15 protein-coding genes are annotated in these 14954 nt (G+C 43.6%); 6 read left to right on the top strand and 9 right to left on the bottom strand.

What is annotated here, in order from left to right:
• The first annotated feature begins 14 nt into the window (after positions 1-14).
• The 3 genes from WCK19_RS05795 to obgE all read left to right on the top strand — a co-directional run bounded on the left by WCK19_RS05795 (position 15) and on the right by obgE (position 3402).
• Positions 15-755 (top strand): hypothetical protein, encoded by a 741-nt coding sequence (locus WCK19_RS05795; RefSeq protein ID WP_342396425.1) that lies wholly within the window; start codon positions 15-17, stop codon positions 753-755.
• Positions 756-894: 139 nt separating this feature from the next.
• Positions 895-2037 (top strand): sigma-70 family RNA polymerase sigma factor, encoded by a 1143-nt coding sequence (locus tag WCK19_RS05790; protein ID WP_342396424.1) that lies wholly within the window; start codon positions 895-897, stop codon positions 2035-2037.
• 51 nt (positions 2038-2088) lie between these two features.
• Complete coding sequence (obgE, locus tag WCK19_RS05785) at positions 2089-3402, top strand: GTPase ObgE (RefSeq protein WP_342396423.1); 1314 nt, start codon at positions 2089-2091, stop codon at positions 3400-3402.
• Here the strand turns inward: obgE and WCK19_RS05780 are convergent.
• From WCK19_RS05780 to WCK19_RS05760, 5 genes are all read right to left on the bottom strand, one after another.
• Positions 3399-3887: a hypothetical protein gene (locus WCK19_RS05780; RefSeq protein WP_342396422.1), complete on the bottom strand. Its 489-nt coding sequence runs from the start codon at positions 3885-3887 to the stop codon at positions 3399-3401. The genes obgE and WCK19_RS05780 overlap by 4 nt on opposite strands.
• A 41-nt stretch (positions 3888-3928) precedes the next feature.
• Positions 3929-4627 carry a response regulator transcription factor gene (locus WCK19_RS05775; protein ID WP_342396421.1) on the bottom strand — a complete coding sequence of 233 codons (699 nt, stop codon included), beginning with the start codon at positions 4625-4627 and terminating at the stop codon, positions 3929-3931.
• 29 nt (positions 4628-4656) lie between these two features.
• A complete protein-coding gene (locus tag WCK19_RS05770) occupies positions 4657-5919 on the bottom strand; it encodes a PAS domain-containing sensor histidine kinase (protein WP_342396420.1) in 1263 nt (420 codons plus the stop codon).
• 110 nt (positions 5920-6029) lie between these two features.
• Positions 6030-6440 (bottom strand): universal stress protein, encoded by a 411-nt coding sequence (locus WCK19_RS05765; RefSeq protein ID WP_342396419.1) that lies wholly within the window; start codon positions 6438-6440, stop codon positions 6030-6032.
• A gap of 488 nt (positions 6441-6928) precedes the next feature.
• A complete protein-coding gene (locus WCK19_RS05760; RefSeq protein ID WP_342396418.1) occupies positions 6929-7717 on the bottom strand; it encodes a type III pantothenate kinase in 789 nt (262 codons plus the stop codon).
• A 505-nt stretch (positions 7718-8222) separates the two neighbouring features.
• On the opposite strand from WCK19_RS05760, the gene WCK19_RS05755 reads away from it, so the two are divergent.
• Entirely contained in the window at positions 8223-8405 is a 183-nt protein-coding gene (locus WCK19_RS05755) for a hypothetical protein (RefSeq protein WP_342396417.1), read from the top strand.
• Positions 8406-8574: 169 nt separating this feature from the next.
• Here WCK19_RS05755 and WCK19_RS05750 read toward each other — a convergent pair whose 3' ends face one another.
• Both WCK19_RS05750 and queG read right to left on the bottom strand, forming a co-directional pair.
• Positions 8575-9840, bottom strand: coding sequence for a hypothetical protein (locus WCK19_RS05750; RefSeq protein ID WP_342396416.1), 1266 nt, complete (start codon positions 9838-9840; stop codon positions 8575-8577).
• Between the two features lie 65 nt (positions 9841-9905).
• Complete coding sequence (queG, locus tag WCK19_RS05745) at positions 9906-10967, bottom strand: tRNA epoxyqueuosine(34) reductase QueG (RefSeq protein WP_342396415.1); 1062 nt, start codon at positions 10965-10967, stop codon at positions 9906-9908.
• A gap of 345 nt (positions 10968-11312) precedes the next feature.
• Between queG and WCK19_RS05740 the strand changes: the two genes are divergently transcribed.
• Together WCK19_RS05740 and WCK19_RS05735 are read left to right on the top strand one after the other, a co-directional pair.
• The gene (locus WCK19_RS05740; RefSeq protein ID WP_342396414.1) at positions 11313-12326 is read left to right on the top strand and encodes an MBL fold metallo-hydrolase; all 1014 of its coding nucleotides are present in this window, start codon (positions 11313-11315) and stop codon (positions 12324-12326) included.
• Positions 12316-13683, top strand: coding sequence for a type II CAAX endopeptidase family protein (locus tag WCK19_RS05735; RefSeq protein ID WP_342396413.1), 1368 nt, complete (start codon positions 12316-12318; stop codon positions 13681-13683). Before WCK19_RS05740 ends, WCK19_RS05735 begins: the two co-directional genes overlap by 11 nt.
• 145 nt (positions 13684-13828) lie before the next feature.
• Here the strand turns inward: WCK19_RS05735 and WCK19_RS05730 are convergent, their stop codons facing one another.
• Both WCK19_RS05730 and WCK19_RS05725 read right to left on the bottom strand, forming a co-directional pair.
• A complete protein-coding gene (locus WCK19_RS05730) occupies positions 13829-14245 on the bottom strand; it encodes a response regulator (protein ID WP_342396412.1) in 417 nt (138 codons plus the stop codon).
• A 306-nt stretch (positions 14246-14551) separates the two neighbouring features.
• Positions 14552-14947 carry a response regulator gene (locus WCK19_RS05725; protein WP_342396411.1) on the bottom strand — a complete coding sequence of 132 codons (396 nt, stop codon included), beginning with the start codon at positions 14945-14947 and terminating at the stop codon, positions 14552-14554.
• Positions 14948-14954: the final 7 nt, after the last annotated feature.

Raw genomic sequence — 14954 nt, 5'->3', positions numbered from 1 at the left:
CTGCTTGTAGCACGATGCCGACTCCAACTTTACAACTAAATACACCAACGCCTTTAACCACTACAGCTTCAGTAACAGCTACCCCAATCTCCAAAAACGATTTGGTGGTATTGTATGATGGTGCGCTTGATACGGGAATTCCCGATACACAAGGTTTTAAGATGTTGAATATACCGATGGTAGGTTCCAGTTCAAAGCAGTCTTATAACGCTGGAGTTACAACCCTTGATACTCATCAAGCAGATAACGACCTCACCGGATATTTTGCCAAACCCAATCTGGTGCCTGTTCTCTACCAAGAAAAAGGGTTTACCCTAAGTTTCAAAATTCAGATTGTTAAAGAAGAACACAAATATGGAGACCGTAACAAAGATGGAATATCCGACCGGGCAGGTTTTAGCGTTGCGCTATTAGGCAAAGATAAAATAGGAATTGAACTTGCCTTTTGGACAAATCAAATTTGGGCGCAAAATGACGGACTTAAGCACCCGAACACTAACGATGTAACATTATTCACACATGGGGAAGGCGTTGATTTCAATACCACTGCTGCCCTAACCAACTATGAGCTAACCATTAAAGACGCTACCTACACGCTTTCAACCGACAACAAAGTTTTGCTCAGCAATAAATTGCGAGATTATAGCGATTTTGGCTTTCCTTACGACCATCCGAATTTTCTTTTTTTAGGTGATAATAGCGGTTCAGCCAGTGTAATTGTAAAAATTGCCTATGTCGCAATTACAACGCGATAACTCCAATCTAAGATGAGATTTATTACGTGATGTGTTAGAATACTCAAAATTGAACAGCTATCAGCAAAATAAGACTAAAAGTAATATACTTAGCAAGTAGAGAAAATAATAATTTCTCTACTGAAATAAATAATTGTATATGATGGAACAAAAGGCAGCAAATACCAACAAGCACATAAATAGTAAAGCTCAGACCGAGCAATTCGGCGAGGATACATTGCTAAACGGGAATTTATCAGAAGAAACTGAAGAAACAGACGAAACAGAAGAGAGTGCGCTTGACGAACAGCCTACTCGCGCTATGTTGGCAGAAGTTGAAGACCTTGAGAAAGATGCCATAGGGGAAAGTTTTACCCCTGACGATAGCGTAGCTGCCCCAGTTGTTCGTCATTCTGTTGCTTATGACCATGACCATGATTATTACAGTGACGATAGTGTAGCCAGTTACCTCCGCGAAATAGGCAGGGTAGCTTTACTTACCTACGCACAAGAAATTGAACTCGCTAAACGTCTGGCAGAGGGCGATGAACGCACTCGTGAGGAAGCGCGTAACCACCTAATGGAAGCAAATTTGCGCCTCGTGGTTAGTATTGCGCGTAAGTACAGCAACCGTGCGGGTGGTTTAACCTTACTTGACCTTATACAAGAAGGCAACATCGGGTTGATGCGTGCTATTGACAAGTATGATTATAAGTTGGGATATAAATTCTCTACTTATGCCACTTGGTGGATTCGCCAATCGGTAACACGTGCCATAGCTGACCAAGGAAGGCTAATTCGGCTACCTGCTCACCTAAATGAACAACTCGCCAGAGTACAAAGAGTGCGTCGTGACCTAGTTTCCCGCCTAAACCGCGAACCAACCCTTGAAGAACTAGCAAAAGACCTTGAAATGCCGCTTGTAAGGCTTGAGAGGTTACTGGCTGCCAGTCAGGAAGCGGTCTCATTGGAAACTCCGGTTGGCGATGAGGGAGAAGGCACTTCTCTGGGAGATTTTATCGAAGACCCCAACAGCATGGATCCGGTAGCGCAAGCTGGCGTGGAGGCAATGAAAGCAGCGGTACAAGAAGCTCTGGAAAAGCTTACCCCTCGCGAACAGCAAATTATTAAATTGCGTTACGGACTGGACGAAGGCGGCAGACCACGCACCCTTGAAGAAGTCGCGCGTGAATTTGGTATTACCCGCGAACGAATTCGTCAGATTGAAGCAAAAGTATTGCGCAAGTTGCGCCACCCCCGTATCGGCAAAGTCCTGCGCGCCTTCCTTGACGACCAGAGCTAAATCCGGTGGAGGAATTAAAAAGCTACGGTTAAGCAGGATTAACAAAACCATATGTTCTATGACAAAGCTAAAATCCATTTAAAAGCCGGTGATGGCGGAAATGGTTCCGCTTCTATGCGACGTGAAAAATTCGTGCCTTTTGGAGGTCCCGATGGTGGAGACGGTGGGCGGGGCGGCTCAATTTACCTTAAGGTAGATGCTTCCCTGAACACTCTTTTGCCATTCAAATATAAACAACACTATAAAGCGCAAAGCGGCGGCTATGGTAGAAAACGGCAGATGCACGGCTCGGCAGGGTATGACCTCTATATAAGTGTTCCACCCGGCACTATTTTCTATACTGAACCTGAACCTGACCATCCAGAAAAACCGATTTTACAAGGTGATCTCACAGAACCCGGTCAGACTATTATGGTGGCACGAGCGGGGCGCGGTGGTCTTGGCAATACCCACTACAAAACCAGCACCCATCAAGCGCCGCGTATGGCTCAAAACGGTGAGCCGGGCGAGGAACGCTGGCTACGATTGGAACTAAAGATTCTTGCCGATGTTGGGTTGGTGGGTTTCCCGAACGCCGGGAAAAGTACCTTGCTTTCTGCTATTACTGCCGCTACTCCCAAAATTGCCGATTATCCCTTTACCACCCTAGAACCAAATCTTGGGGTAGTAATTATTGACAACGATTATACCTATGTAGTGGCAGACATCCCCGGCTTGATTGAGGGCGCTTCTAAGGGAGTAGGGCTTGGGCATGAATTTTTAAGGCATGTCGAACGTACCCGTATTCTGGTGCATATGCTGGACGGTAGCGGTTTTTCCGGGCGCGACCCCATAAACGATTACGAGCAGATAAACAAAGAATTAGAGGAATACAGCCCAGAACTAGCCGCAAAGCCCCAGATAGTAGTTATCAACAAAGTTGATATACCTGAAACGCAAGAAAATCTTGAACGCTTGAAAGAGTATTTCCGCAAAAAAGATATAGAACCGCAAATTATATCCGCAGCCGGGAGGCAAGGTACTAAAGAATTGATTTTGCAGATAGCTAAAGCCGTTAAGGAATTGCCGTCAGCTACCGTATTGACAGCTTCAAGGGGAGGTGAATTGCCAGTTCTGACACCTGCTACCCTTGATGACGATGCTTTTACCGTTATAGCCGAAACTCCGGGTGTGTACCGAGTGCGAGGTAAGCGAATTGAGCGAATAGTTGCTATGACCCCGATGGAGAATTGGGAAGCGTTAGAGCGATTACAGTTAGTGCTTGATCGCATGGGCATTAGTCGAGCGTTAGAACGCGAAGGAATTAATGGTGGCGACTTGGTTAAATTCGGAGATAAAGAATTATACTGGGAAGCTAATCGCTAATATTCGTCTACCCACTTAAAAAAATCTGAATGATAGGGCTTCACTTGGGACGCAATTACTCCGTTACAATTACGCCACAAACGGTAGTAATTGCGTATCAAATCTGGCAAGCTCGCTACTACAGCAAAATCGTTGGAGAGAATTTTCTCTAAAATCTCCGGGTATTGCCGATATATTTCCACCTCATCCAATTTAAGCGGACGTACCCCCTGAATAGCTACATGCTCAAGTTTATTTGATAAACTTATTAACTCCGGCTCAGACTTACCGAGACGATATTCGAGTTTTGCCCAAGGTTTCGCAATATATTCGCCATCAGCCAATTTTCTAAAATCCCTGCCAGTGGCATAGACATACGAAACCCAAACCATTCCGGGTACGGGTAACCACCCAAAAGGAAACAAGGGAGTAGTAGATTTATCCCAAAATTGTATAGGCGTGTCAGGTTTTTGAATTGATTGCCAGAGTTGATCTATCATAATCAAAAAAGGCGAACTGCAATTGTTCGCCCCGAAGTCGAAAAAGCTTATTTTCCGCCAATTTTTACAAAGCGATAGCCTAAGCCACGCTCAGTAATCAGATAACGGGGATTTTCAGGGTCATCTTCCAATTTCTTGCGTAAGCGGCTAAGATAAGTTTTGAGATAATCCAATTGTTCTCTATACTCAGGACCCCAGACCTTATCCAGCAACGTTTCAAACGGCACTACACGCCCAGCGTTTCGCGCTAATAGAAACAATAGGCTATATTCGGTAGGAGTCATTTTAATTGGTATAGCCTTCTTCACCACTTCACGATTTTCAAAGTTAATTGATATATCGCCACTTACAAATGAAGGCATTGCATTCATGGGCGGAGGCATTTCGGCACGTCGCAAAACAGCTTTAATCCGGGCAAAAAGTTCAAGGTGAGAAAACGGCTTGGTAAGATAATCATCCGAGCCAAGCTCTAACCCTTTAACCTTATCGAGTTCATCACCACGCGCAGTTAGCATAATTATAGGAACATCGCTAGTGCGGCGAATTTCCTTGAGAGCAGTAAACCCATCCTTATGGGGCATCATTACATCTAGGAGAATTATGTCGGGGTTATTTTCATAAAACATATCTAGCCCCTTTTCACCGTCCGGAGCTGTTAACACTTCAACTTCCTGCCATTGCAATTGGAAACCAATAGTAATAGCCTCAACTATATTTTTATCGTCATCAACGACCAGAATCTTCATAGTTTATCCTTGCCAGATATTCTCTCAGTTTACCCACTGGAGGGGAGCGAAAAATAAAACTTACTCCCTTTGCCCGGCTCACTCTCGAACCAGAGCCGACCCCCATTTAATTCTACCAGAGCTTTTGCCATAGGCAAACCCAAACCCCCGCCAACTTCATTTGAATTTTCCGCAACCTGACTCTGGTAAAATTTTTCAAAAATCATACTTTGCTCTTGAATAGAGATACCGATACCACTATCTCTCACACAGAAAATAGCTTCATTTTGTTGGAATGCAGTTTGCCCATCTTGTGTTACAGAATAAACCTGCAACTCAAGCTCACCACCGGAAGCGCTAAATTTACTGGCATTAGAAAGCAAATGACCAAGTACCTGACTTATACGCCCGTAATCAGTATCAAGATAGACCGGATTAGTAGGTAAATCAAGCTTAAGAATTTGTTTTTTGTTCTCGAGATTAGCTCGAATCAAATTAACTGCTTTATCAACCAAATCACGCACCTCAATATGGTTGCGCTGCATCTTTACTCGCCCACTCTGGAGGTTAGTAAGTTCGATCATATCGTTTACCAAACGCTCCATCCGCATAGAACTTACCTGTATATTCAGCAACAAGCGACGCAAAGGGTCGCTAAAATCTTCACCTACACTTGCCAGTAACAAACCAATAGAGGTTTTGATACTGGAAAGGGGAGTGCGTAGTTGGTGAGAAGCTGTGGCTATAAACTGTGATTTAATCCGATCTTGCCGCTTTAAATCGGTTATATCCCTAAGTACAATTATACTATATGCTGGTACTTTATTTGGTAGTGTTAGTGGTAATTTATCATGCGAATCCCTAATTTCAGCATTTGTTTGGGTCAAAAAAGGCAAGGATAGAGGCGCAAAACTGGCGCTGACTTCTCGCCTTTCACCACTCTTCGTTAGCATAGAAATTTCATGATAATTGATGGGATGTAATCGATCGAATAAGGCACGTATATTCATCAAGGGGCATAGATTTACACATAGTGAAGTAGCGCTATCTGGATGTTGGCAGCCGAATATATCTAGGCACAATTTACCTACTAGGTCAGCTTCACTCCAACCAAACATTCGCACCAAAGATGAATTTATCGCGCGGATAATTCTGGAGTTATCTAATACCATGACACCTTCTGCCATGAATTCTAGAAATCCAAGTAAGGATTCCGATTGCTCAAGCGCGTTCTCATTAGACATTAGGGAGCTATAAACCTCGTCTCCTTCATTTTGCGTTCTTTGCCTACGTGCAAGTCTAGGGTGCTTCATAGCCTAATCTACCTTCCACCCAGTACACCATTCAACATTTTTACCTCAAGAAGTGTAAGGATAGGTTAATATTGGTAATTATTTAGTGAAAATTGGCAATGATTCTCTAATTAACCCAAACAAAAGAGATGAGATGCTAGTACAACTAGGTCCGCCTGAACTTTAGTAGCCAATACGCTCAAGCCCTCTTCCCCTTTATAAGGTTCAAGTAGCGCCGAAACCTCAGTCAAACCTGCTTCTTTCGCCTTCTTCTCCAAGCGGGCAAGAACCAAACTGCCTTGCACTTCCCAAGCCTCTTGGCTATTACATCCCATTACCCCAAACAGGTCAGTATCATTTGGGTCAGCGTAATAGACAAGGATTAAATTCCCACCGCTCTGCTGAACAAGATGTATTGAATTTAGCAAAGCTTTTTCAGCATGTTCAGTGCCATCTGTTGCCAGCAATAAAGTGCGGATTTTTCTCAAAGTAGGCGATGGGTGCAGTTTACTTCTTTCTACTTCAGCATCTTGCCTATTCATGGCGCTTCTCCTTTCTCTCAGGCTTTTAACCTGATCAGGAAATCCCCATTATTATAATTTAAGCATAGGTGTAATTTATTAAAGGGCAGGTGTACGTGAGTAAAAATGAGGTGAATATTATTGTCGTTGGCAGGTTTTATTGCTTTTATGTGTTTACAACCAATTAAGTTGTGGTTTAAATATTAAAGAGAAGAATTCTAATTACTCAAGTTTAATCAAGTTCAGCTTGTACAGTGTTTTTATGTCGTTGTAAAAGCATAATGCAAGGGAAATAGGGTTTCTTTTTTGTGTGAAACTCTAGCCAATTAATATGGAATCAAATCGCTCAAAATCAGCCTAGTTTATTTAAACCTCGAACAAAATGCTATTCTTTGCTAGGGTTAATTATGTAAAAGGGATAATAATTTGGAAATATTTGAAAGTAATGGGATTTCCAGAAATGAGGTGGAATTTGGAATAACCGCGCCTTATGCAGACGCGGCAAGTTTCTAGCCGTTCAATTCGTGTATTAGCCGTAAGCCCTGTAGTGTCAAATCCTGATCTACTACATCAATTATACCCGGCGCACCCTCTGAAACAATCTCCGCTAGACCCCCGGTGGCAATCACTTTTACTCTGATTTCAGTTGAATTGTATAATTCTTCCAGTTCGGCTCGGAAACGGCGCACTAACCCTTCTACCAAGCCAATATAGCCATACATTATGCCGGACTGCATGCTGGCAGTGGTATTTTTACCAATAGCATTGGCTGGAGGAATTAATTCTACTCGATAAAGGCGACTTGCTAACTGGAATAAGGCTTCGGCGGCAATACCAATACCGGGCGCAATAGCGCCACCCAAATATTCACCGTTGACTGAAAGCGCGTCAAATGTAGTAGCAGTCCCAAAATCAATCACTACCGCAGGACCACCGTAGTAATGGAATGCCGCTACCGCATTTACAATTCTATCTGCGCCCACCTCACGAGGGTTCTCATAACGCACTGCAACGCCAGTTTTGATACCCGGTTCAACCACCAAAGCTTTATCCTTAAAATAGGTTTCCGCCATTTCAACCAGCGCATTTGTCAAAGGTGGTACTACGCTACTGATAACAACCGAGCGCACTTCTTTAGGGTCTATACCACGATGTTCTAACAGCGTTAAAAACATCAAGCCCCATTCATCGGGCATACGTCGGCGTTCAGTTTGCACACGCCAACTAGCTTTAAGCTCATCACCTATGAAAACACCGACTACAACATTGGTGTTACCCACATCAATTGCCAGCAGCACGTTATTTCCTCCTATTGGTTCACAGAATATTTTGGAAAATATATGCTCAATTATACAATACTCTGCGGCAATGAAGCAGGTTATTTCATGGGTAGAAAAAAGACCGTGAAAACTAGCAGGTAAGCCTGTAAATTTCTACGGTCAATGTTGGTTTAGAACAGGGTTATCAGCACAAGCCAGTTCGTGCTTATATCACTTTAACGCATGAGTTTGTATATTCCATTACAAAGCCTGATGCTGTAATTACGGTTGTGTCATTTTTAACCTGTTTTTACTCAAAATCACTTTAATTTTACCGTATCTTTTTACCAACTCAGAGCTTGTGAAACAATTGGCTAAGAACACAACCATCTTGTAGCACTTGGCTTAAGTAGCCTACAACAGGTTGTACCAAAGGATAATTCTTTCACAGCCTCTGAGTAATCAGGTCAGAACTATTGGTAAAAAAGTGTTATCAAACCTTGCGATTTTCGTTGCACATCCCTAAAGATTGCAGCACGCTCCGGTGAGCTTGAAGAAGCCGATTACGCCAACCTACGTAAACACGGCTAATGATGAAGATATTTGGGACATTGGGGCAATAGCAGCTTTCTACGCCCTCTCAAATCGAATGGCACACTTGAGCAACATGCGCCCCAATGATGAATTTTATTTGGTGGGGCGTTTGCCAAAGAACAAGAACCAGTAGTTTTGCTAGAAGCGACCGCAAAGTTTTCCCCTGCGTTCGCTACACCAAAAAGCTTGAATTAAATAGCGCGTTTATCGGCTTTTGCAGAACTTGAGTGGTGCTTAAAATGTTTTAAAATTAAAAAGGACGTGAAATATCACGCCCTCTCTTTTGTTACGATAATTACAAGCTATTTAATATTCACGCGAACATTATTCATTATAGTTAGCATATCTGTATCATAATTTTGTGCTTCGGCATCCTTGAAAGCAACGTCGGGGCTAATATAAAGTATCCCTACCAGCATATTTTTACCTACATTGCGAAAGTAAATGCTGCCTAAAGAGTTGACCTGACCACCGCCATCAGAACGGACGGTAAAAGTTACTTTTTTGGTACCGTTAATATCTGCCACTGGCAAATCCACCTGCACATTTGAGCCTATTCCCGGCAAAGTAACAGACTGAAAGTAATCCATCACCGGCTTGATGCCATTTTCCCACTCAGAAGGTTTGGGCGTACCCTCGGCAGCAAATACATTCTGTACAAGCCCAAGTTGGATATTTGCTTCCGCCGAACTTTGACCGACCGGTCCTTTAGCGGCAGTTATATTAGATACCAGAAATAAACCGATGTCATTCTCGGTTGGGAATGGCTTGATACCCCAATTCCAGTTTACCGGGAACTTCCCGCTAAATGTTATTGTTGGCGTTTTTCCCGAATTGAGCGCGGGAGATGTCCAATCCAACAAGCCAACTTTCTTTCCCGAAGAGGACGCGCTGCCGGGTGTGGGTTGAAGCTTGCCACTATTAATAATTGGGGTGGTAGGAATTGTTGGCGTTAAACGAGGGTCGAGCAGCGCATCAGGCGGATTGAAGCTCAAAGACGACATCATTTGGAGTATGGGGCTTTTCAAGCGACTTGAATCAGCGGTGGAAAGCGCCCCAATCAATAGATAAGCTCGGTCTGCTTTGCTCACATTAACTTGTGTTACATATTCGGTAATGTCCTGCCCATTATTATACTGAACCTCGTTAACCGTCACTTCACGGTCAACCATTTTGAGGATTTGAGACGCGCCCAATTGTACATTGCCGTATTGCTGACGCAAATCATTGATATATTTATCACTCAGTGCGGTGGAATTGGCTTGCAGGCGGGTTATTTTGCTGGTACTAATCGTTAGTTGCGTATTGGGCAAAGCTAGTGGAGCATAGATAACCGAGTTAGCAGCATTGGTACGCTTTTGCCAATCGCTCAGAACCGAACCCTGAAAAAACAGGTCAGTGTCTTTTTCCACCCTGTAAGTAGTTGAGATAGTTGTAGCAGTAGGTTGGGGTACGTTAGTTGGGGGGGTATCATTGCTGCAAGCCGCCAACGTCAGTGATAAAGCTAGGATGATTGTTATAAACAGACCCGTTCTTACCGGGCGTGAATACCTTAGTTCAGACCACATTTAAGCGCCCTCCGCCCTGAATATTCCTGATAATAAGTAATGTGAGCTTCATGGCTTATCTTACATCAACTTACCATAACATGCAATAGTTTCTGGATTGCCCATTCGAGGTGTTCCTTTACTACCGGGTCGGTTTCCTCTACCAAAGCTGTATATAAGTAAGATAGCGCATCAGACCCACCTGTATTACCTAAAACAATAGCCAAGTTGCGGCGCAACCCTGTCCGCTTCGTGCGTAGTAGTGATGTGTCTTTAAATTGCGCCCTAAAACTTTCCTCGGTAGCAGTTAGCCGCAACCATTCCAACAACTCCGGCTGGCTTATACCGGGTATTGAAGGAATAAATTCAGGGTGGTTGCTCGGAACAACTTTAAAATTATAAGGGCAAACCTGCTGGCAAATATCACAGCCAAATATCCATTCGCCAATACTATCTCGCAAACTCGGCTCTATACTGCCGCGCTTCTCAATAGTCAGGTAAGAAATGCAACGAGCATTATCCAGTTTCCAAGGCGCTACAATAGCCTGAGTAGGACACGCATCGAGACAACGAGTACAGTTGCCGCATGTTCCGATAGCAGTAGTATCTGGCTCAAGTTCTAGATCGGTTAGAATTTCGCATAGGAAAAAATAGCTACCCAAACCTTTGCTAATCAGGTTAGTATTTTTACCGAAAAAGCCCACCCCGGCACGTTGCCCCACCGCCCTATCAACAATTCGGGCAGTATCCACTAGAAAACGCGCTTCTCGAACTCCCTCGCGTTCGCTTATCTTTTCAAAAAGACGCTCCATTTTAAGGCGCAATACTTTGTGATAATCCTGACCCCATGCATAGCGGGCTACTTTTCCACGCGGGTTATCCGGGCGATATTCTATACTTATGTCAAGTGAGTTATATGATATTGCCAACGAAATAATTGATTTTACTTGAGGAAGCAAATTAGCAGGGTCACAGGAATAACTAGCGCGTTCGGTGGTAAACCAAGCCAAACCACTAATCAAGCCTTCCTCAATATGTTCCAGCAAACGTTCACTGGTTTCAGTAAACGGCTCAGCCCCGGCTATACCTATGCGGTCGAAGCCTTCAGCCAGCGCATTTAATTTGATAAATTCTTTTAAATCACTCATTTGGGATTATTACCCAGTCTTTTATAGTGGCTCTACACGGTTTGTTGTTATGGGTCTAGAAATTTTTCGATTTGTAAAAGTAAAACAGGCTATATCACCTCAAAAACATATGATTATGCTACAATAAATCTGGAAAATTCAATTCTAGCTCATCTTTATAATACACTACGCTTGCTTGCATTAATATACACTAAAGTAGTGGGAATCCATTCTTGGATTTGGAGTAAAATAGTTGGAAAAGGAACAAAGCCCTGATAGAGGATAGGAGTTGTTGCCTGCACCATTGGGAAATATCTGGCATGCTAACTGTAAACAACTTAACACAGTAACCTTCGAGCATCATTCTTGAATAATCATCAGCCTCACGAGCATAATCCAGAACTGGAAGCGTTGGATGAACACCTACGCCGTCTTACTATTGAATCGTTTTCCGAGCATTGGTTTAGTGAAAAAATTCGTAAGCCCCGTGATAAGGGTAATTGGATTTGCTTTCTCGGCACAGGCGGTTCCCCTCGTAATTTGCTTACCCAAACAAGACGCACCGGGGGCTTTGTCCTGAATTTCCCCGACTTTATGATGCATATTGACCCCGGTCCGGGCGCAATTTACCATGCCAATCATTTCGGGCTAGATTTAACCGCGCTAGATGCGGTATTTGTTTCGCATGGACATACCGACCATTTTACCGAAGCGGGGGTAGTAATCGAAGCAATGAGCCATATAATGAGCCAACGTAGAGGTACAGTGTTAGCTCCCGGCGAGTTGCTTGAACAGGGCTATATAACTCGCTTTCATCAGGGCAAACTGCCGCCACCCGGCTTTGGACCATATCGGGGCGGACCGGCAGCAGTGCTGGCTATGCAAGCCGAAAACTCTCTTGAGTTGCACGGGGATATTATCCTGATACCGCACCGAGCATATCATGGTAACGAAAATTATGGTTTTACACTGGCATACAAAGGGTTAAAATTAGGCTACACTAGCGACACCAGCTATATACGCGCGTTCGAGTGCAAATCCGGCGAGATTGTGGAGGTTAATAGTGGACTGGCGTTAGGAGAAATGCGGGATTTTATACGAGTTCATCAGTACCATGAAGACCTAAAGGAAAATTATGGTGGGCTGGATATACTAATCGCCAATGTAGGTTTTCACCACACCTTCGCCCATCGTCACCTGACCGCCTACGGACTGATTCATCTCTTGAAGGATTCAGGCGCAAAGTTGTGCCTAATTACGCACCTTGACATCGCCTATTTCATCAATAACGGACTGGCGCAGGATATGGCGCGTTATATACAAGAAATGAGCGGAGTGCGCTGTATAGTACCGGAGGAGGGCGTTAAAATTGAGCTTTGAAGCAGCAAAAAAACCGCGCACTCCAAACACTGCCATATCCATTTTCTGCTTTTTTCTTGTTGCAGTGCTCTTTAATGTACTTGCCTACGCGGTAACACATTTCCTGAACTGGCGTAGTTTGTGGGCTTCAATTGCAGCGCAAATAACCGTTATTGCGGCTCTACCATTATTATTTACCCTAGTTTTTCGTTACGATTATAAAAAGACTTTCAGTCTACGAAAACTAAAAATCAGCACGTTACTGATTTGTATGTTAGCGGGGGTAGCCGCTCAATTTGCGGTGCGTTTTCCTGATATGCTGATGCGCTGGGGGTTACAGGCTATTTTTGGAACTCTATATATTCCTGACTCAAGTAACCTAAGCGATAATACTTTTCTGGGTATGGCGCTACTAACCCTCGCGCTGCTTATACTTGCTCCCACTTGTGAAGAACTACTGAATCGTGGCTTCCTGATGTCAGGTTTTCACCGAAATGGAGAATCTAGCTTCTGGCGCACCGTGCTATGGGTAGGTATATTTTTTGGATTATTCCATCAGTATATGTACACCTTCACCGGAACAATGCTTGGTGGTTTCGTACTGGCGTATCTAGCATTATCTACCGGCTCGATTTATGCCAGCATGGCGGCACACTTTGGTTTTAACCTGTTTCCAACAATAGTGTATTGGATACTGTTCATTTTTCAGAATAGTATCAATGATGTATTGGGGGATACATCTAAAGATAGCGGCTTGATGGTAATAACCCCTGAATTGGTCACAAGCTCTTTGATTTTATCCTTGCTTGGCTCAGGTTTGTTATTTCTGGCGCTACGTTCGGTCAGCAAACGAGCGTCTGCCAGCCGAACCGGAATAATTCTAGGCTATTCCGGGCTGGTGAAAGATTTATATCCAGATTCCCCTTACTATGTACAAGGAGATTATTACTCTCCGGGCTATCCCTATCTGTACGGGTTTTACGGCTATACCGGCGAAATCATTGCCCCCGACTATTGGTCTGCGCCCGGTGTAGAACAAGCAGGCGCACCTTACCAGTATGCACCAAACATTGCAACCTCACTAATGCGTAGCAGCCATCCTAATGTTGCTCCACCCGACCAGACTCGATATATGCCGCCGGGTAAACGCCCCCTACCCACACGAACAAGCATTAGGTGGCAAGCGCAAGCATGGGCAATTGTGGCGTTGGTTGTAACCTTGATTTTTTTCTTCTTAACATGTTTGACTGAGGTTAATTTGCGCTCAAGAGGACGCGATTGTGAGCGTGACCCTCGGAAATGCGAGTCTATTTTGACTACAGCAGCCGGAAATAATCCCATTCTGGTCAAACTGCCCGGTATTAATCTACAACCGTAAGAATTTTTTGCTTTTAGGGGATAATGCCCAATGTTAGGTAAAACCGCCCTACCGCTGCCTACAATTCAGGAGGAGCGCATCTAACCCCCACGATTCAAGGTACGCGAGCTAACAGTAGTACCTAACCAAATAATGGGAGTGAAATTCAAATCCTTGAAACATACCTTTGTGGTGGAGATTCCAGTAGGATGTTAATTTGCGCTTGCAATTGCTTGCGGTCATGAGGCTTTGTTATATAAACATCCACCCCACTATCTTTAGCCAATTCCAATTGATCGGGGGTATCTAAAATAGCCGAAAGCATAATAATAGGAGTAGAACAGCCTTTCTCACTGGTTCTTACAAAGCGTGCTAGGTCGTAACCAGACATTCCCGGCATCATAGCATCGGTCAAAACCAAATCAAACGGGGCTGATAAAAATAAATCCAGCGCTTCTGCGCCATCAGTCGCAGTGGAAATAGACCACCCGGTACAACGTAATTGAAATCTGAGTAGAGTGAGAATATCGGTATCGTCATCAACAATAAGTATGCGTTTAGGCAAATTTTCGATCATAGCCATGACATTTATTAAGGGTTGCTCTGATATATAGGTTGACTGCATCTTAGTTACCCTTTTGCCTCTCTTAAGTAGAAATAATACAAGCTACCTTAACCCTAATCATAAAACCAAGTTAGGTAAATTATATTACTTCGACATTACACAAGACATTACACAAACGAGAGGCGTATGGTACTTTATTGCTAGTCTTTTCTTAGTATTTTGAGTAGGACTTTCGCTTCAGAGGTGGTTTCAGGCAAGGAGCTTGCGCAAATTGTCTTTAAGCTAGGTTCATTTTTGCTGTTCCAAGCGAAAGTCCTGTTGAAATTAGTGGGTAGTATATTTGGATATAAGTTCCAACAAATTATGAAGATTAAAAGGCTTGGAAATAACTTCATTAATTTGGCATTCTCTGGTTTTTTTATTATCCACATCATCGCCCCAGCCGGTTACTAATACTACTGGGACATCTGACCAACGACTACGAATAGCAGTTGCAACACTCCAACCATCTATTTCTGGCATTCCTAGGTCAGTTAAAATTAAATCAAATGGGCAAGCGTCAGTTTCATTGCTAGTAGAAAAAAGGAGCGCAAGGGCTTCTTGACCGGAGGATACAATCTCAGCATCATAACCGCCAGTTTCAAAAATGCGCTTAAGAACATTTCTAATACCCGGATCATCATCAATTGCCAGAACTCTACCAGTGTTAGGATTATGCATTTTGACC

This window comes from Candidatus Chlorohelix sp. (genome assembly GCF_037138995.1).
Classification (GTDB): domain Bacteria; phylum Chloroflexota; class Chloroflexia; order Chloroheliales; family Chloroheliaceae; genus Chlorohelix.
Note: the sequence above shows the minus strand (reverse complement) of the source record. Positions and strands in the feature narration are given on the sequence as shown.